This window comes from Paenibacillus sp. NPDC057886 (genome assembly GCF_042796655.1).
GTDB lineage: Bacteria > Bacillota > Bacilli > Paenibacillales > Paenibacillaceae > Paenibacillus.
Genome location: NZ_JBHVMZ010000007.1, coordinates 194,729 through 212,136, shown reverse-complemented (window position 1 = coordinate 212,136; position 17,408 = coordinate 194,729). Strand labels below are relative to the sequence as shown.

The following is a 17,408-nucleotide window of genomic DNA, read 5'->3' as shown; positions in this document are numbered from 1 at the left end:
TTATCCAAAATGGATATATACATTTCCAATTCGCTTCTTGTGTGTAGAAGCTTGGGATAGGGCTCTAAAAGTCCAAAAAACGACCGTACAAGCTGTACACCCGGCATATCTTTAGGATGACCTGCTCTCAAGGAGGTCTTTACAGGTGGAGCTTTGCTGCAAATTAAGGTATACTGTCGCAGGGAAGACAAGCCCACATGCACGAATGCTGCAATCATTATTACAATATCCGATAGGAGTTTTTACATGAAATTACGTACAGGACGACAGCGCCACATTGCGGTCATGCTGTCCTCACTTATGATATGCGGAGCTTTGTTATCCGCTTGCCAGGACGGTTCGGGCTCGGAGGAGAACCAGAATCTGAACGCAGCAGGAAGCGCACAGCAAGAGTCGGACGGTACCACGGTTCATTTGACTGAGGATACGGGCAATGATGGCAACAACACAGGTGGGGATGACAGCTCATCTTCGGACAATAACAATGAAGGTACGGATAGTGGTTCCGGCAATGCTTCAACTGGGGGAGAGAGTTCTTCTGACGCAGGCAATGGAGCCACAGCAGAGGACCCCCTGATGGAGAAACGCAGCATTAGCGCGCTGCAAACGACGATTGATGCACAATCGGTAGTGACCAACGCAGAAGCGATGGCCGTGATCGTTAATAAACAGCGCAGCTTGCCTGAAGGGTACGAGCCAGATGATCTGGTGGAGCCTAACGTGCCGTTCTCCTTCGACGGACCGCATGAAAAGCGCCATATGCGCAAGGAAGCTGCCGAGGCGTTGGAGAAGCTGTTTGCAGGTGCCAAAGCGGACGACATTGAGCTTCGTGCGGTATCTGGATATCGTTCTTATCAGCGTCAGGTTTCGATCTATAACAACAATGTCAAAACCAAAGGTCAAGAATACACCGATCGTGTAAGCTCTGTGCCAGGCCACAGCGAACATCAGACCGGACTAGCGATTGACGTTTCCAGTCCAAGTGTAGGCAATGCGCTGGAAGAGGTGTTTGGCACATCGAAAGAAGGCCAGTGGTTGGCTGAGCATGCAGCAGAATATGGGTTTATCATCCGTTATCCGAAAGGTGAGGAAGGGATAACCGGCTATGTGTACGAGCCATGGCATATTCGCTATGTCGGCACTGATCTGGCTCCTGATGTTGTGAAAAGTGGCCTGACACTTGAAGAATACTTTGACGAGGCTAACATTAAGCTGTAAACATAAGTGAATTGCTACATGTTTTAGCATAGCGTCTATACTGTTATTCCCAAGTCCTTGTAAGACCGCCATTTGACGAGGTGAACTGGTGGTCTTACAAGGCTTTTTGATATGCGCAGAATCAAACTGGAATGAAGCTGGATTTCCTTGTCCGGAAGGACAATGGACTGATATACTTCAGAGATTAATCAAGGAAAATACAATTAAAGCGAGGGGAAGCAGAATGAGCAGACAGCAGGTGTTTACGGGTTCTCCATGGGAGCCGCTTGTGGGATATTGCCGTGCCATTCGTGTTGGCAACCGAATTGAGGTAGCTGGTACTACGGCCATGCAGGACGGTGTTGTGGTTGGAGCAGGTGATCCATATGCACAGACGAGATTTATTTTGCAGACCATTGAAAATGCACTGAAAGAATTGGGTGCAGACATGTCTCATGTCGTGAGAACCCGCATGTTTGTAACCGACATTTCCCGGTGGGAAGAAGTGGGCAAGGCTCATGGTGAATTTTTTGGACAGATCCAGCCTGTAGCTACGATGGTGGAGGTTCGTGCACTCATCGATCCCCTGTTGATGGTCGAAATCGAAGTGGAAGCGATTGTCGAAGCGGAAGCGGATATGGAAGTAACGAAATAGAGCCATCATGGATGTCTATAAAGAAAAACTCTAGATGCAGTTAGCAAGTTTGTTGAGGAACTAAAAGATTTGTTAGGCAAGTTTATAAATTTTCCGCTCTTCATAGCAACTTTGAGGAGATTAGAGGAATGATTAGTTAATTCTAAGATTTTTTTGTCAACAGTTAAAAAAACCAACCATTAACGGTTGGTTTTTTTAAATTCTATGAGTTTATTTTTCTCCAATTGCTTATTATGAGTTTAGCTAATTCTTTTTCTTTATCTGTCCAGTCTTGAATTTCAATGATCTCAGTTTGAAGATTATGTTCGAGGGTCTTAATTGTCGATAACCCCAATAAATAATCTACAGAAACATTTAATATCTTCACAAGATTCACTAAAGTCTGCGAATCTACATCTCTTTTACCAGATTCATAATTACCATAAGCTTGGCGAGTGATACCGAGCTTTTTTGCCATATCTTCTTGAGTTAGGTTCTGTGCAATACGTCCTTCTCTTAATCGTTCACCATTTAACATGATATCACCTCTATATGAGGAGTATAATGCAACTCTTTGTTGCATACAGCAAAGGAAACAAATCGTTTCTAAATATGCTTATAAGAAACGTAATGTTGCTTTTGGGCGGATTAAAGTGTACAATTTGTTGCATAGAATTATACGTACCCGAGAGGAGAAACCCACTATGTGGATCATCAGCCAAGATGAGAAAACTATCGTCAAATCTGTTGCTCTTACACTCGAAACATCAAACGAAGGAACCGTTCTTTCGAATCTGCTTTTACCGTAGGTACATTTCAGCAGAAGGAGAGAGCGATCGAAGAACTATCTCGTTTTCGTCAATATCTGTCAACGATCAATATGGAACCTTTTTATATCCAATCCGATCTGTAAACAGAATCTTGCTGATACATTGTGCTGAATATTATTCAACCCAAAAGCATATTTAAATATACTTGAATTTGCTTTTTACTCTGAGTATAGCCAAATAACATTTATAATTTGCTAAACCCTGGCTATGTTTGTCCATTTAATTCTTTTGTATCTACCAAACAAGATACAAATTTGGATATTGTGGTTACTGAACATCACGATGGGATCAATGTGGCAATTTGACATATCAATCGCAGGCTTCACCATTTAACTTAACTAAGCGATGTAATATACAGCATAGAGAAATAACCTTACCCAACCCTGGGTGCAAGAGCACAGCACAGGACGGATAAGGTTATTTCAGCATGATGTTAGTTTACAAACCGCTGCATACAACGTGCGAAGCGGCTTATACCGTACGTTCCTTTACAGCTTATTTCGCTTCAGGTTGTTCGGCTGGTGTTTCAATGACCACTTTCCAAGCCGTTCCGATTGGCGGCAGGCTGCGAGTCAGGACCGGGCTATAGAATCCAATCGCTTTGGCTCCTTTGGTCAGTTCCTCTGGTTTGATCGTTTCTCCTTGATGATTCACCAGTTGTGTATCTTTGCTAATGTTAAGGATAACATGGTCCGGAGCTGTTTCTGTCAGACGAGAGCCGGAGATCTCGATCTGAGTAACGTTATCTTGTGTTGTTTTTACATTTTCAATCGTACCTGCTGTACCCAGAACCTCTTTTGGTTGTGCTTCGGAATCCGAAGCAGCAGTATCCAGTACAGTGACTTGGTAAGTAGGGGTTTGCGGCGGTAAACTGAGGGTTGCAATCTCTGAATGCTCAGCTTCCACGTTCATGCCAATGGTCAGATCGGTAAGCTTGATATCTTTGCCATCCGCGGATTTGAAAGTGGTATCTTCACCAACATTAAGCACGATACCGTCTGTCCCTGCGCCGCCGATATGGATGGATTGATACTTGCCTTCGCTGTTAATTCCCGTAATGACCCCACGCTCAGTAACGGTTTTCACTTCCTCTTCACTGGAGATGGTGACCTGGTTTCCTTTGGTTGTCACCTGGCCGTGCAGTACCTTTTCTGCAAAAGAAGCGGGTACGAACAGTGTGCCATTTGTGATTTCAGGCGCTGTTCCCAGCTTAAGCAGCATTTTATTGACTGAATACTGGTCTTTGCCTGTGGTAACAAGTGTCCAGAGGGTACCTTTTGTCAGCTCAGCAGATTTGTTTTCCTTGTTCCATTTCAGATCAATGCCAAGTGCTTCGGTGAGATCACGCAGCGCGATCATAGGTTCTTGACCATCCTTGTTCCAATAACCGTCAGTCATCGGTGCACCGTTCACAGATACTTTTACGGCTTCAGTTCCTTTGCTATCGGCTGATACGGAAGTTGAATTGACGGGCTGAATGCTGTCCAGGTTTGCTGCGTATACGGCTCCCCCGCCCAGGGCCAAGGACAGGACCATCAGGGCGCTAACTTTTTTCATGTTGTTGTTCATCGTTGATTTCATCCCTTCTCATCTTGGTTATGACGCGGTAAACTCCTATTAAGGCCACGTTCCATCCTTGTAGACGGGACAACTTCGTCCAGTGTTGCACTTTGATGTAATTAATGTGAGCAGCATGTTAGTCTATTATTTGAAAAACAGGCCATATTCCCGGTTATAAGAAGCAGGATGCGGTTAAGGATCAATGAGTGGAAAACGTGTGATTCAGACTTTGAATTAATCTTGGATTACATGGGGTTTGGGAGCATCCAAATATGAGGAGGGGAAACAATCATATGAGTGATATGTTGGTGGCGCTCTACCATTTGCCTGAGCAAGAGAGTGGACTGAAAAAGTTGGAGGAGTCCTCCATTGTTATCCGAAGAGCCATTGCACCAGAGAAGCAGCTTGTGCTGAATTGGGTGAGATCCCATTTTAGCCAGCCCTGGGTGGATGAATGTGATGTAGCTTTTGCACGTCAACCCGTAACTTGTTATATTGCGCTTGAGCATGGGAAAATGATCGGTTTCGCTTGTTATGAAGCAACGTGTCGTAATTTCTTTGGTCCAACAGGTGTTGGTCAGGAGGCACGGGGCAAAGGTGTCGGTACAGCGCTGTTGTTGGCTTGTATGCACGCCATGAAAGCAGATGGTTACGCTTACGCGATTATTGGATCGGCGGGACCTGTGGATTTCTATGCTCAGACCCTGGGGGCCGTGAAGATCGAAAATTCAACACCTGGGATTTACAAAGGCATGCTCCGGGCAGACTAGACGATATTCATGTTCTGGAAAAGGAAGGGAGGAAGAAGATGAGCACAAGCAAAATGCTGCATATCGGCATGATCGGTACAGGCTCCATCTCGGATCTTCATATGAGATGTTATGCCAAGAATGAGAATGCCGTCATTTACGCCATCTGTGACCTGAACGAACAGCGTGCAGCAGCGGCAGCAGAGAAGTATGATGCACAATCAGTGTACACCGATTATCGTGAGATGCTGAAGGACCCGCATGTGGATGCCGTTAGTATCTGTACGTGGAATAATACGCATGCCGAATTTGCCATCGCTGCCCTGGAAGCAGGCAAGCACGTGCTGCTGGAAAAACCGGTAGCAACCAATGTGGAGGATGCACTGCGGATCGAAGAGGCTGTGAAGAAAAGTGGATGTACCTTTGTCGTGGGATTTGTACGTCGATATGACAACAATATGCAGATGATGCGCAGTTTCATCGATGCGGGTGAGTTTGGTGAATTGTATTATGCCAAAGCTTCTATCCTGCGTCGCTTGGGAAATCCCGGAGGCTGGTTTGCCGACAAAAACCGTTCCGGCGGTGGCCCGCTCATTGATCTTGGCGTACATATTATCGACCAATGCTGGTATCTGATGGGTAGACCGAAACCTGTTTCGGTGAGTGGCAATACGTATCGAAAACTGGGCAATCGTGCCCATATCGAGCATCTTTCTTTTTACAAAGCCGCAGATTACAGTTCTGCTGTCAACAATGTGGAGGATATGGCGAATGCGCTGATTCGCTTCGAGAACGGGGCTTCTTTGGCGGTAGATGTGAGCTTTACCCTGCATGCACGTGGGGAAGAATCTTCAGTCAGATTGTACGGCGAGCGTGGTGGGTTTGAGCTGGAGCCAGAGACGCTAATCGTTACCGAGAAACACAATACCATCCTGAACATTGAACCCCAGACGGACTATAAAGGTCTCGATATTCACGGTGCCTTCCAGAATCAGATTGATCACTTTGTGGATTGTTGTCTGAATGGTACCGAGCCAATCAGTCCAATTGCGGATGGTGTGGCTTCGACAAGGATGCTGTGCGGAATTTACGAGTCAGCCGAAAAAGGTCAAGAGATTCGTCTGGACTGATATAGAGATTGAATCTAACGAGGTATTTAAGGGTGTTGTTTCTCCATCTTATCATTGGAGAGACAACACCCTTTGGTTGATTCATTGATCGTGATCAGACAAAACGGATATACGTTACTTTTCAAACCCTTCTAACACGATTTTGCCAATTGCAGTGCCCGATTTGCTCTTTTGGTAGGCTTCCAGCAGGTTAGCTGCATTAATCGGTTTAATCCGCTCTGCCATCGTTGTATGAATCTTGCCAGCATCCACTAGATCTGCGATTTCATTAAGTAGAAGATGTTGTTCAATCATATCATCTGTCTGGAACATCGGACGGGTGAACATCATTTCCCAAACGAGCGTTACACTTTTTGAGAATAACTTTTGAAGTTCGGCTGGTTTTTCAAATGGCAGAATGGAACAAATTTTTCCTTGCGGCAAAATAACTTCTGCCATCTCATCCATATGCTCATCTATATGATTTAGCACGAAAATATATTGTACACCAGCGAGTCCGAGATCTTTAAGTTGTGGTCCAAATGGTTGACGATGGTTGATCACATGGTCTGCTCCGTTTGATTTTACCCAAGAGACAGATTCGGGACGAGAGGCAGTTGCTATAACTTTAAGTCCAGCCAACTTGGCTAATTGAGTAGCGATCGACCCGACGCCTCCCGCTGCCCCGATAATAAGCATACTGTTGCCTTCGTTATCCGATGCATTCCTGGAAATGCCCAAGCGCTCAAAAAAAGCTTCTCCTGCCGTAAGGCTTGTCAGAGGTAAAGCTGCCGCCTGGGCGAAATCCAGATTTTTCGGCTTTCTGCCGACAATTCGTTCATCTACTAAATGAAACTCACTGTGTCCGCCTGGGCGCATATTGCTCCCCGCATAATACACTTCGTCACCAACGTCGAACAAATTGCAATCGGAGCCGATGCCCACTACTACGCCCGCTACATCACGACCAGGCACGGTCAGGGATAAATCGTCCGGATGTTTGGAAAGATGCGATCTCCAATCCGTCGGATTGACAGACACCGCCTTCACCTCAACGAGTAAATCCTTTCCTGTAGGTTTTGGTTTCTCAACTTCTACCTCCTGAAATGGTGGTATGTCGGTCTCTAGCCCAGGCTCGTAATATCCGAACGCTTTCATCATGATTGGATTTCCCATTGCTATAGTTATCCTCCTCGTAGAAATAAGTTTATATATAAAATATATAGTATAATATCAAAAATAAACAGTAGTATCATTTTTGGTTTATAGTATCAATAATGATACTAATGGGGCTGGATTGTAAAAAAATAAAGACTCCGTTACTCCTGAAACAGACCATTGGTCTGAATTCATCGGAGAGGAAGTCTTTGTGATAAGAGTTCATTTATTTAGCGGTGAGTTCTCATACCCCGGATCATCATAATCCGTATCTTGCAGCCGTGAAAGTACGTTCATGCTCTCAATCGCCTGCCGGGTATCCGAGGTGCCATGGTCGTAGAGAAACGTGTACAGTAACGTCATGCCGTCCGAAAATTGTTCCGTGGCCTCGTCATGATCAGCCGATTTGTAGGGTACCGGAGCTCGTTGCAATGTATAGGCATCTTCATCCTCCAGCACTTTCATCAGGTCTTTCAGCCGATTTAACTGTTCATCGTCCACCATGACTTCAAACGGTGTTGATTCGTTCTTAGTCTGTTCAATGAGATTATGGGTTACTGATACATAGTAATGCTTCTTGCCGTCCTGCATAATCCAACCTCCATTCTAAAATGGAAAAAAGACGCTTCTACTGTTAATAAACAGCAGGAAGCGTCCTGAAACGAATGGCGATCGTTCACCTTATTTATTCATTAGAGTATCCAGTTTTACCTTCCGAACCGCCCGTTTACGGGAACCTTACGGGTACTGGCCTCCATTGTGCCTGAACATAGCGGACAAGCCGGAGGACCAGACGCTGCCTTTTTGGATGCCTTGGCTGAAGGACCATCCGGTTTCTGGCGCAGCCATGCTTTGCAGGTGGAGGAACTGCACTTCCAGATCGCTACGGTCTCTGTGCGTTCCGCACCTGAAGAATGGGAACCCGAACTGTTGGAGGACGGAGCTGTCTGATTTACACCCGCGGTGCTGAACGCCTTGTGATTGCGGATTTCTCCGCTGCCACGCCGTTCACTGAGCCGATCATCGTCACGTTCGTTGTGAACATCGAAATCACGGTCACTGTTGCTGATTGTCCGTCTGTGCATCACGTCCCTACTTTCAGAACGGGCACCAGAGCGGGAGCTCTGACCGTTGCCATTACCTTTGCTATATGACGCGTGATTGCCAGTCCGGCCTTCCTCGCGGTTCTTGCGTTTGTCCGGTACCTCCATGCCGAAGGCTTCCAGCAGAAAGCGAGAAACGTCCGCCGGTTTTCCGTGATGACTGGCGGGAGAAGTGACGTATAAGTACTGTTTGGCCCGTGTGATTGCCACATAGGCAAGCCGTCGCTCCTCTTCCAGAGCCATGTCCAGTTCGGCATCAGTCTGCTGCACCGTAAGGGCAGCCTTCTGGTCTTCGGGGATATCCTGCCGTAGTGCCGTGCTGTGAGGCACGATTCCTTCGCTGGCCCCGATCCAGTACACACATGGGAATTCAAGCCCCTTGGCCCGGTGAATCGTCATCAGCTGGACTGCATCGCTGTCCTGTGCACGACGCAGTGATTCCATCTCGCGGTGTCTGCGGGAGAGTTCATCGGCGAATTGGATGAACTCCTCAACGGTTTCGAATTTTTTGGCCGCAGCTTCGAATTCGTCCAGTGTCTCCAGCATCGTTTCCTTGTAATGGGTAAAGATACTGGGATCACCGCTTTCCATATACTTGTCGTAAAACTGGCGGCGCATCTCCTGGATCGCGATCACCGGTTTTAGCTTCGTCAGTGATTTGATCAGCTTGATACGTTCCTTGACCTGTTCCTGCTGAAAAGGCTTCAGCTTGTCCCATTTGGCAAGATGGATGAGCGGATATTTCTTCGCTTGCTGCTCTTCACTGCGCTGAATCCACTCCAGTCCGGCATCGCGGGATACATAGAGAGGCCCAAGCGCACTCGGCAGAGCATCTACAGCACGTGGATTCAAGGACAAGCGCATATGATCCATCAGCGGTCGAATCAGTGACTGGTCATAGAAGACCGGAGAAGCGCCGTGTTGTACAAACGGCACATCTTTCAACACAAGCTGCTCGAATATAGCCCGACTGCTGCTGGCTGTCCGGTGCAGTATCGCGATATCCCGATACGTATGCAGACCTTCCTCGACTTGCTGACACAACTGATTAACAACCCAAGCTGCTTCCTCCTCGGTATTGGAGGGGGTTGCGAACCGGGGCGCATCTCCACGATGTCCGGCTGCGCGCAGCCGTTTGTCACGTCTTCGTTTGTTCCGGGCGACCAATTCACTGCCCAGTCCCAGGATACGCGCATCGCTGCGGTAGTTGATATCCAGCGTCACGATGCGTGCACCGGGGTAAACTTTATCGAATTCCAAAATGGATTCCTGCCGTGCCCCATTAAACGTATAAATCGTCTGATCATCGTCTCCCACAACCATCAGATTGCGGTGGGCGGCAGCCAGCTTTTGTACAATTTCATATTGCAGACTGTTGGTATCCTGGAACTCATCGACCATGATGTACTGAAAACGCTGCTGAAGCGGTCCCAGTACAGCAGGATCACGAAGCAGAGCGGCAGCTCGCAGCAAAATATCATCAAAATCCATTTTGTTGCGATCCCGTTTCCAGGCTTCATAACCCAGGAGAACACGTTTGGCATCCCGTTCCTCCTGTGATTTCTCGGGAAGGTCGCTCGTCTCTGAGCCTTGCATTTTCCAAGCGGACAGCATAGCCAGCAGACTCTCAGGCTGAAAAGCCTCACTCATGCCATTCTGACGCAGAAGCATCTTGAGCACGGTATGCTGCGCACGAGACTCGCCAAAAATCTCCTCCTGCACGCCGTAATGACGCAGCAGCGTCAGCGCGAAGGAGTGGAATGTACGGGCCTGCACCGCTCGTGCGGCCGCGGGGCGAATGCCAGGCAGCGATGCGATGCGGTCTTTCATCTCAGTGGCAGCTTTGTTCGTGAACGTCACCAGCAGGATGCTTCCCGCGTGAGCACCACTAACCTCCATCAGGTAGCCGGCTCGTGCAGCCAGTACGGTTGTTTTGCCGCAGCCAGCTCCTGCGAGAGTCAGCAGGGGCCCTTTACCGTGGCGAACCGCTGAGATCTGGGGTCCGTTCAGACGGATGCCTACCTCTTCCAGAGAGCGGAAATAAGGTGCATCCCGTTCATCGCTGGCAACGAGCTGCCTGCTGGTCTCCAGTGGCGCTGAAGGGGACTGGGGCAAGGATGCCGCCGGGGTAACCCCGAGCGGACGGGGGTAAAACGTTGAGTTCGGACTTAACATCATTCATCCACCTCTATATGCATTCAGGGATAGGACTATCCCGGCTTAAAAGTAATTCATTTGCCCTTTTCACAATCGCATTGTAAATTGGTATGATAGGGATAACCGCCCAATTAGGCGGATCAGCAGGGCCAAAGCTTCATTATACCCGAACGTATGGTCCTGACGAAAGCCCCCGAATTCATCCAGCATCGGCAGAAAACGGGCATTCACGCGCGATTTCGCAACTTTTTGGCATGATATCGTATAAGTTATATACTATAAAAAAATCAAATGAAAATGAGTTTTGGAACAAATGGGTGTTGAATCAATAGGTTCAACTTCTGACGGGACAGAGGAGGAGAAGTCATGAAACTGCTTCAACGGATTAAGAACGGAGCAAACAAAGCAACAGAGCGTGCCCAGCACGCCGTTGAAATCGGAAAAATAAATAATCAGATTGTGGGCTTGCAACAGGAACAGGAAGTCCATTTTACAGATATGGGTCGTATCTTTTATGAAGGTTATCGCGCACAGGACATGACGCGTGCCGAAAAAGAGATGGTGGATTTATCCGGGCTGTGCGATGAATTGCAGGACGAGATCGATGGACTGCGCAACAAGATTGCACAACTCAAAAATGAGCGCTTATGCGAGTGTGGACACGTCGCTTCACTGGATGCCAACTTCTGTCCGAAATGCGGACGTAAGCTGGGTGAATTCAAACCCGCAGCAGCATCTGTAGGGGCGACAAACCCTGCGAGACAGGAAGCAGCCGTGGCCCAAAGCCCGGAGCGACCAATCTATGATGCACCAGTTGAAGAGGAACTGGAGGAAGCTGAACCGTATCACACGGTAATTCCGTCCATTGCGGACCTGGAGACCGAATCCGAGTATAACAGTACGGAGTTTACTCAAGAGGAAAAGGAAGCATTCGATGCCGAGTGGGAACGCCGTCGGGATGAAGAAATGCAACGGGAGCGTGAGCGCCAGCAGGAGCTGGATGAGCGCATTCGGTACTGGAAAGAAAATAATCCGATCGTGAACACGGTGGACGTACAGACCGAAGTGCCACGCGAAATGGTGAATTGTCAGATTTGCGCAGCAGAGCTGCCCAAAGGTTCCAAATGGTGCCCACGCTGCGGAGCAGAACAGATCTGATGCAGTAGAAGCGCTGCCGAATCAATGTGTGGCTGCGCTGGTTGCTTACAGCATGGGGGGACGGGAATATGGACCAACTGCTGCATCATTTGCGACATCTGGGGTTTACCGAGATGGAATCTAAAATTATGGTGGAACTCGCCCGCCAAGGTTCGGCCTCGGGATATGAGGTTGCAAAAAGGCTGGGTGTGTCCCGTTCCAATGTATATGCCACCTTGCAACGGCTGGAACAGAGAGGATTCCTGCGCTGCAGCGCAGGCGAACCTGCGAAATACAGTGTGTTGAAGCCTGAGGAGATGACAAGCATGATCTCTGGTCAGATGCGTGCATCTCTTGAATATGTGCAGAGCAGTATGCCGCAGCATGAGCCGGAGAAGCCTGTCTTTTACAACATTGAAGGCGACAAAAATGTATTTGAAAATCTAAGCCGTGAACTGGCTGAGGCCAAACATGAGATTGTGGTGGACGTGTGGCGTGAGGAAGCGGAGTTGTTGCGTGCCGACTTGCAGCGTGCCGAAGACCGCGGCGTGCGCCTGTTATGGTCATGTGATGGTGGAGAGGGAATTATGGATCATCCAGCTCCGTGGCCTGGTTTGCCTTCATACGGAGCAGGTAATGGCCGAAAGTTCTCATTAGTGGTAGATCGTCGTTGGTGCATGTTAGGGATGCGCGGAGAATCTGGTGCCACTCAGGCGATGGTGACAGAACATCCGGTCATGACCGGACTGCTGCTGAATCATTTTGCTCAGGAATTGGTGTTGTATGAGCTGGAGCAGGATATGGGGGAGGAACTGGAGTCTCGTTACGGGCATCGATATCAAAACCTCTCAGCACGTTATTGGTCCGTACCTTCAGAGGGCATTAAGCCTGATTGAAGGCCTGAAGGTCCCGCAAGTACGGCTTCAATGTGAATAGAGCAGACATCCTATGAACTCCAAAATACATGCTTAAAGGAAGCAGGCGTTGCCATAAGGCAGACGCCTCTTCATGCTAGTTAACAGAAGCAGTGATGTTCATCACAGCAAATGTTCCCTGTTGAGCTAATGTAGTAGGGTATGAATTCATGCTATTTTTGAGAAAATGAAGCTATGAACGTAACTTCATCATAGGCAAAATTGGTTAGTTTTTGGGCACGTGATATAACGCTTCAAGTACATCGATATAATATTCCGTACCGTGTGGCACGAACTCGGCTGCTCTAATTTCGCGCTTGTGACGTGCTTGAAAAGGAAGAGGAACAGAGTTACGATTTGCCTGATTCACCTGATCGGACGCTGACTGCACGGCTTGCACTCCTGCGGCTTGAATCACATGGGTTTCACCACGGAACAAGGCAATCAGGTCATTCAAAGGCACTTCGTACAGGCTGTCGACTTCGCTTGCCTGCAAGGTAAAGGCTTCGAGAGGCTGGTTCAAGCACAGTCCATAGACGGAGCTGAATTCCCGATCGATGAAAGGTACACCACGTACCTGCCCTTCAAGTTGCTGTCTTGCAGTCAATAGATAGGTCAGCGTTTCAAAAGGCGCTTGCACGCCCAGTTCTTCCTCAAGCTCACGACTGGCTTCATGCAGCTGTTCGCCGGCAGTGAGATGCCCTGCTGCTGTAATGTCGTAACATCCGGGGAAGGTATCCTTGATATCCCGTCTTCGCTGAAATAGAACCAACCGCTGTGAGCCTTCATCCCGCACGATCCAGCAGTGGAATGAACAGTGCCAGAATCCTTTGGCATGGACCACGCTGCGCAGCTCTGTACCTATCCAATTTTGCTGATCGTCGTAAATATCGAAACGTTCTGGGGTCATGATACGTATCTCCTTATATAGCAAGTTTTAAAGTTCAAAATTTCACAAAGTATGTTTTAAACGAAAGGGGAACCATCTTATGGAATGCATTGTACACTTTCAGGTCATTTATCCGCAACCTCAGGAACGTAAAAGTCTGAGAGGTCTAATATTTGTTGGACAGGGTCAGGAACCGGCAAACAATCAGTTAACAACGATGTTTAAGGATATGGGATTCAACGTACGTTTGGAAGACGAGAGCCAATTGTTGTTTAAACCTGTGGATGCGTCGATGAATTTTGATTATATCCGGGTAACAGAGCTCGATACCGGGAAAGAGGTTTATAAGGAAGATCGGGATTTGAAGTCGATTTTGGAACACTTGTTGCCGCGTCGATTCTAGTTTGTAGGACCCTGCTTGTGAGATAAAGAAAGGCCCCACCTTTACGGTGAGACCTTTCATGTGGGAGCCGATTTGATTCCACCCGCCCTGTGCGGGTTTGCAACAATACGGATGAAGAAGAATGACGGACAGATCAAGCAGGAATTTTTTTACATAAACCTTATTATATTTAGAATTGTCCTCTATATAGAGTTTAGGTCAGAATTTGAATTCGGATGCACTCCAAGCATGGAAACGATTAAGCTGTTGCACCGTTTCCTTCTGCTTCCAGCTCTGAAGTGCAGTGCGAACAGCGAGTAGCCGCTGCCGGAATTTCGGACAGACAGTATTTGCAAGCCTTGGTCGTTTTTTGCGGCTCGGGCTTTTTGTGTTCTTTGCTTTTGAGGTAATTGATACCCTTCACCAGCATGAAAATACAGAAAGCGACGATGAGAAAATCAATCATCACGTTGATGAACTGCCCATAGGCAATCACCGTAGCGCCAGCCTCATTGGCTTGAGCAAGAGTTGTGATTTCCTGTCCACTGGCTGTTTTCATATCCTGATCCAGATTAATGATTTTCTGACTGAAATCAATGCCTCCAAGCAGTTTACCTACCGGTGGCATGATAATGTCATTCACGAGGGACGTGACAATTTTACCAAAAGCAGCCCCGATAATGACACCGACCGCCAGATCGATGACGTTGCCACGTACAGCAAATTCTTTAAATTCCTTCAGTACGCCTTTCATGTCTGCAAATCTCCTTTACCAAATAAATTCATAATACAGGCGGCGTTTCCATCGATTCTCCGTTCGGACACGCGCTTCCGTTCTCATATTGTACATAAAAACGCCGCAGCAAGCATCCCTTTAATGCAAATTAAGACAAGTTTCCGCAACTTCCATGAAAATACTTCTTTATTTCACGCCGCCGATTCGGTATACTTCTAACATTATCAGTTCCGTTCACACTTTTACATTCAGGTTCGCGATCATACATTGTAACGAATCATGGAGCTAAAAAATTAAATATGCCGACTCGTATATGTGCAGGAATAGGCCTGCATGTTTCTACCCGATCACCGGAATGATCGGACTACGGGAAAGATCTGCAACGTTTGTAAGGTATGTGGAGAAAGGATTCTTGGGCAGTGTGTCTGAAAAAGAATGTTCAGGCAGCTTCATATTCCTATTTCGATAGGGAGTTTTGAGAGAGGTTTGCTCTGAGTCATCCTGTTATCATGCTTTTCCATTCCATTACACTCGCAGTATCCATGCGGCTTGTCCACATACGTACAAGTCCGTCTTTTCCCGTCTCCGGTTCTTCCGCAGCGTGTAAAAAGGCGGGCTTTTTGTTTTTTTTACAGAGCGGATCGGTGGTCATGCAGGTTTCTGTATTAGAGGGCGCACAGGGGGAAGAATTACGATGCAATTGTTAAAAGACAAGGTAATACAGGAAGGCATTGTTCTGTCCGAGCAGGTACTCAAAGTGGATTCATTCCTGAACCACCAGATGGACCCGGTTCTGATGAAGGAAGTGGGAAAGGAGTTCATCCGCCGTTTTGAAGGGGAGAACATTACACGTGTACTGACCATTGAATCATCAGGGATCGCACCAGGTATCATGACTGCGCTGGAACTCAACGTGCCGCTTATTTTTGCACGGAAGCAGAAGTCACTTACGCTCACCGAAGACATTCTGGTGGAGAAGGTGTACTCCTTTACCAAGCAGGAGACGAATGAAATTACAGTTGCGAAGAAGTTCATGCAGCCAGGAGACCGTGTACTGATCATTGATGACTTTCTGGCGAATGGCGAGGCAGCATTTGGTCTGGCCCGCATTGTAGAGCAAGTAGGCGCTGAAGTAGTTGGGATTGGCATCGTTATTGAAAAGGCGTTCCAACCGGGAGGCCGCTTGCTGAAAGAAGCAGGATACCGTGTGGAATCGCTGGTTCGCATCGGGGCGTTGTCAGACGGACAAGTTACGTTTGCGGACGAGGAGGTCACGATCTAATATGGCACGCGAACGTATTTTTCAGCGGCATCGGCATCCGATCAAAACGTTCTCATTGGGTCTCCAGCATGTGCTGGCGATGTATGCAGGAGCTGTCGTTGTACCGATTATTGTCAGCAAGGCCCTTGGTTTTACAACAGAGCAGTTAACCTATCTGATTGCGATTGACCTGCTCGCCTGTGGTGTGGCAACTCTGCTTCAGGTATGGGGCAATCGTTTCTTCGGAGTTGGGCTGCCCGTCATGCTTGGCTGTGCATTCCAGGCCGTATCACCGATGATTTTAATCGGGATGAAGAGCGGTGTGTCTGCCATTTATGGTGCGATCATTGCGTCTGGGATATTCGTTGTGCTGTTTTCGGGCATCTTCGGTAAGTTGATTCGGCTCTTTCCGCCAGTCGTGACTGGATCGGTCGTGACGATAATTGGTCTGACTCTGATTCCGGTTGCGTTTAACGATCTCGGCGGCGGTCAGGGCGCAGAGGATTTTGGCAGTGGTGTTCATCTTCTGCTTGGCTTCGGCGTATTGTTGTTTATCATTCTGATGACAAGGTTTACTACAGGTTTCATTCGTTCCATCTCAGTGCTGATCGGCCTTCTCGTGGGTACAATGGCTGCAGGGCTTATGGGTGAAGTTAACTTTGCGCCAATTCGTGAAGCGAGCTGGTTCCACGTCGTGCAGCCGTTCTACTTTGGTACGCCGACGTTTGAGGTGGTACCGATTCTGACCATGATTCTGGTGGCGATTGTCAGCGTGGCTGAATCCACGGGTGTATTTATGGCTCTCGGCAAAATTTTGGATAAGGACCTGTCCTCCAAAGATCTGGCCCGTGGCTATCGTGCAGAAGGTTTGGCGATTGTGCTAGGCGGTATTTTTAATTCATTCCCTTACACGACCTATTCACAAAACGTAGGGCTTGTGCAGATGACTCGTGTCAAAACGCGCGATGTTATCGTTGTAGCAGGTGGGCTGCTTGTGGTCATCGGCTTTGTGCCGAAGATTGCTGCGTTGGCACAGCTTGTTCCAGGTTCTGTTCTTGGCGGGGCCATGGTCGCATTGTTCGGTATGGTAGTATCGTCTGGTATTCGTATTCTGGGCAGCCAGGTCGATCTGAACCGTCATGAGAACCTGTTCATCATCGCCTGCTCTGTAGGCATGGGGCTGGGTGTAACGGTTGTGCCTCAATTGTTCGCAGGTGCACCGGACTGGGCACAGATTATGCTTGGTAACGGAATCATTGCCGGTAGCTTTACGGCCATTTTCATGAATTTGCTCTTTAATGGACTGGGTACTCAAGCAACAGCTGCCAAAATGGCTGAACGTCAAGCGGATGTAATCCTCGGAGATAACGGCAAGTCGGCGTAAAAAGTAAAGAGATGAAATGGTCATTGTCCTTGCCCCAACGAAACGCCTTCAACATGGATATTATGTTAACTATAAATTCCTCATGGAATGAATAATAAATGCAGTGAATATTAAAGTTAAACGGCTTGAACTATTCAGGGGATGAATCATCTATCCTGTGAATCGTTAATGAAGGCATAACAAACGAAACACCGGAGACCTTGCTCGT

16 protein-coding genes and 1 riboswitch are annotated in these 17,408 nt (G+C 47.8%); of the genes, 9 read left to right on the top strand and 7 right to left on the bottom strand.

Annotation, left to right across the window (positions count from 1 at the left end; translation table 11 throughout):
- Positions 1-246 precede the first annotated feature (246 nt).
- Positions 247-1,218, top strand: coding sequence for a M15 family metallopeptidase (locus ACFVQB_RS23965; RefSeq protein ID WP_379445065.1), 972 nt, complete (start codon positions 247-249; stop codon positions 1,216-1,218).
- Between the two features lie 223 nt (positions 1,219-1,441).
- A complete protein-coding gene (locus ACFVQB_RS23960) occupies positions 1,442-1,852 on the top strand; it encodes a RidA family protein (protein ID WP_379445063.1) in 411 nt (136 codons plus the stop codon).
- 202 nt (positions 1,853-2,054) lie between these two features.
- Here the strand turns inward: ACFVQB_RS23960 and ACFVQB_RS23955 are convergent, their stop codons facing one another.
- Both ACFVQB_RS23955 and ACFVQB_RS23950 read right to left on the bottom strand, forming a co-directional pair.
- On the bottom strand, positions 2,055-2,369 hold the full coding sequence (locus ACFVQB_RS23955; RefSeq protein ID WP_379445060.1) for a helix-turn-helix domain-containing protein: 315 nt from the start codon (positions 2,367-2,369) through the stop codon (positions 2,055-2,057).
- Positions 2,370-3,156: 787 nt separating this feature from the next.
- Positions 3,157-4,230, bottom strand: a complete 1,074-nt coding sequence (locus ACFVQB_RS23950) for a copper amine oxidase N-terminal domain-containing protein (protein WP_379445058.1) — start codon at positions 4,228-4,230, stop codon at positions 3,157-3,159.
- A gap of 284 nt (positions 4,231-4,514) precedes the next feature.
- Here ACFVQB_RS23950 and ACFVQB_RS23945 point away from each other — a divergent pair, with 284 nt between their 5' ends.
- Both ACFVQB_RS23945 and ACFVQB_RS23940 read left to right on the top strand, forming a co-directional pair.
- Positions 4,515-4,991: a GNAT family N-acetyltransferase gene (locus tag ACFVQB_RS23945; protein WP_379445056.1), complete on the top strand. Its 477-nt coding sequence runs from the start codon at positions 4,515-4,517 to the stop codon at positions 4,989-4,991.
- A 38-nt stretch (positions 4,992-5,029) separates the two neighbouring features.
- A complete protein-coding gene (locus ACFVQB_RS23940) occupies positions 5,030-6,100 on the top strand; it encodes a Gfo/Idh/MocA family protein (protein WP_379445054.1) in 1,071 nt (356 codons plus the stop codon).
- A 114-nt stretch (positions 6,101-6,214) separates the two neighbouring features.
- Here ACFVQB_RS23940 and ACFVQB_RS23935 read toward each other — a convergent pair whose 3' ends face one another.
- From ACFVQB_RS23935 to ACFVQB_RS23925, 3 genes are all read right to left on the bottom strand, one after another.
- Positions 6,215-7,255, bottom strand: a complete 1,041-nt coding sequence (locus ACFVQB_RS23935; RefSeq protein ID WP_379445052.1) for a zinc-binding alcohol dehydrogenase family protein — start codon at positions 7,253-7,255, stop codon at positions 6,215-6,217.
- Positions 7,256-7,459: 204 nt separating this feature from the next.
- A complete protein-coding gene (locus ACFVQB_RS23930) occupies positions 7,460-7,828 on the bottom strand; it encodes a hypothetical protein (protein WP_053779723.1) in 369 nt (122 codons plus the stop codon).
- Positions 7,829-7,944: 116 nt separating this feature from the next.
- Positions 7,945-10,515, bottom strand: a complete 2,571-nt coding sequence (locus ACFVQB_RS23925; RefSeq protein ID WP_379445497.1) for a UvrD-helicase domain-containing protein — start codon at positions 10,513-10,515, stop codon at positions 7,945-7,947.
- 348 nt (positions 10,516-10,863) lie between these two features.
- On the opposite strand from ACFVQB_RS23925, the gene ACFVQB_RS23920 reads away from it, so the two are divergent.
- Positions 10,864-11,655, top strand: coding sequence for a zinc ribbon domain-containing protein (locus tag ACFVQB_RS23920; RefSeq protein ID WP_076290558.1), 792 nt, complete (start codon positions 10,864-10,866; stop codon positions 11,653-11,655).
- Between the two features lie 68 nt (positions 11,656-11,723).
- On the top strand, positions 11,724-12,530 hold the full coding sequence (locus ACFVQB_RS23915; protein WP_379445047.1) for a TrmB family transcriptional regulator: 807 nt from the start codon (positions 11,724-11,726) through the stop codon (positions 12,528-12,530).
- A 244-nt stretch (positions 12,531-12,774) separates the two neighbouring features.
- Here the strand turns inward: ACFVQB_RS23915 and ACFVQB_RS23910 are convergent, their stop codons facing one another.
- Positions 12,775-13,458, bottom strand: coding sequence for an NUDIX hydrolase (locus tag ACFVQB_RS23910; RefSeq protein ID WP_379445042.1), 684 nt, complete (start codon positions 13,456-13,458; stop codon positions 12,775-12,777).
- A gap of 79 nt (positions 13,459-13,537) precedes the next feature.
- On the opposite strand from ACFVQB_RS23910, the gene ACFVQB_RS23905 reads away from it, so the two are divergent.
- On the top strand, positions 13,538-13,840 hold the full coding sequence (locus ACFVQB_RS23905; RefSeq protein WP_379445038.1) for a hypothetical protein: 303 nt from the start codon (positions 13,538-13,540) through the stop codon (positions 13,838-13,840).
- Positions 13,841-14,078: 238 nt separating this feature from the next.
- On the opposite strand, the gene mscL is transcribed toward ACFVQB_RS23905, so the two are convergent.
- Positions 14,079-14,573 carry a large conductance mechanosensitive channel protein MscL gene (gene mscL, locus ACFVQB_RS23900; RefSeq protein WP_379445035.1) on the bottom strand — a complete coding sequence of 165 codons (495 nt, stop codon included), beginning with the start codon at positions 14,571-14,573 and terminating at the stop codon, positions 14,079-14,081.
- 269 nt (positions 14,574-14,842) lie between these two features.
- Positions 14,843-14,942, top strand: a riboswitch (purine riboswitch).
- 307 nt (positions 14,943-15,249) lie between these two features.
- On the opposite strand from mscL, the gene ACFVQB_RS23895 reads away from it, so the two are divergent.
- Positions 15,250-15,837, top strand: coding sequence for a xanthine phosphoribosyltransferase (locus ACFVQB_RS23895; protein ID WP_024632141.1), 588 nt, complete (start codon positions 15,250-15,252; stop codon positions 15,835-15,837).
- A gap of 1 nt (position 15,838) precedes the next feature.
- Positions 15,839-17,200 carry a nucleobase:cation symporter-2 family protein gene (locus ACFVQB_RS23890; RefSeq protein ID WP_379445029.1) on the top strand — a complete coding sequence of 454 codons (1,362 nt, stop codon included), beginning with the start codon at positions 15,839-15,841 and terminating at the stop codon, positions 17,198-17,200.
- Positions 17,201-17,408: the final 208 nt, after the last annotated feature.

Excerpts from the sequence above, each read along its gene's own strand:
- ACFVQB_RS23965 (WP_379445065.1), top strand. The coding sequence starts at position 247 with ATGAAATTACGTACAGGACGACAGCGCCACATTGCGGTCATGCTGTCC.
- ACFVQB_RS23960 (WP_379445063.1), top strand. The coding sequence starts at position 1,442 with ATGAGCAGACAGCAGGTGTTTACGGGTTCTCCATGGGAGCCGCTTGTG.
- ACFVQB_RS23955 (WP_379445060.1), bottom strand. The coding sequence starts at position 2,369 with ATGTTAAATGGTGAACGATTAAGAGAAGGACGTATTGCACAGAACCTA.
- ACFVQB_RS23950 (WP_379445058.1), bottom strand. The coding sequence starts at position 4,230 with ATGAACAACAACATGAAAAAAGTTAGCGCCCTGATGGTCCTGTCCTTG.
- ACFVQB_RS23945 (WP_379445056.1), top strand. The coding sequence starts at position 4,515 with ATGAGTGATATGTTGGTGGCGCTCTACCATTTGCCTGAGCAAGAGAGT.
- ACFVQB_RS23940 (WP_379445054.1), top strand. The coding sequence starts at position 5,030 with ATGAGCACAAGCAAAATGCTGCATATCGGCATGATCGGTACAGGCTCC.
- ACFVQB_RS23935 (WP_379445052.1), bottom strand. The coding sequence starts at position 7,255 with ATGGGAAATCCAATCATGATGAAAGCGTTCGGATATTACGAGCCTGGG.
- ACFVQB_RS23930 (WP_053779723.1), bottom strand. The coding sequence starts at position 7,828 with ATGCAGGACGGCAAGAAGCATTACTATGTATCAGTAACCCATAATCTC.
- ACFVQB_RS23925 (WP_379445497.1), bottom strand. The coding sequence starts at position 10,515 with ATGTTAAGTCCGAACTCAACGTTTTACCCCCGTCCGCTCGGGGTTACC.
- ACFVQB_RS23920 (WP_076290558.1), top strand. The coding sequence starts at position 10,864 with ATGAAACTGCTTCAACGGATTAAGAACGGAGCAAACAAAGCAACAGAG.
- ACFVQB_RS23915 (WP_379445047.1), top strand. The coding sequence starts at position 11,724 with ATGGACCAACTGCTGCATCATTTGCGACATCTGGGGTTTACCGAGATG.
- ACFVQB_RS23910 (WP_379445042.1), bottom strand. The coding sequence starts at position 13,458 with ATGACCCCAGAACGTTTCGATATTTACGACGATCAGCAAAATTGGATA.
- ACFVQB_RS23905 (WP_379445038.1), top strand. The coding sequence starts at position 13,538 with ATGGAATGCATTGTACACTTTCAGGTCATTTATCCGCAACCTCAGGAA.
- mscL (WP_379445035.1), bottom strand. The coding sequence starts at position 14,573 with ATGAAAGGCGTACTGAAGGAATTTAAAGAATTTGCTGTACGTGGCAAC.
- ACFVQB_RS23895 (WP_024632141.1), top strand. The coding sequence starts at position 15,250 with ATGCAATTGTTAAAAGACAAGGTAATACAGGAAGGCATTGTTCTGTCC.
- ACFVQB_RS23890 (WP_379445029.1), top strand. The coding sequence starts at position 15,839 with ATGGCACGCGAACGTATTTTTCAGCGGCATCGGCATCCGATCAAAACG.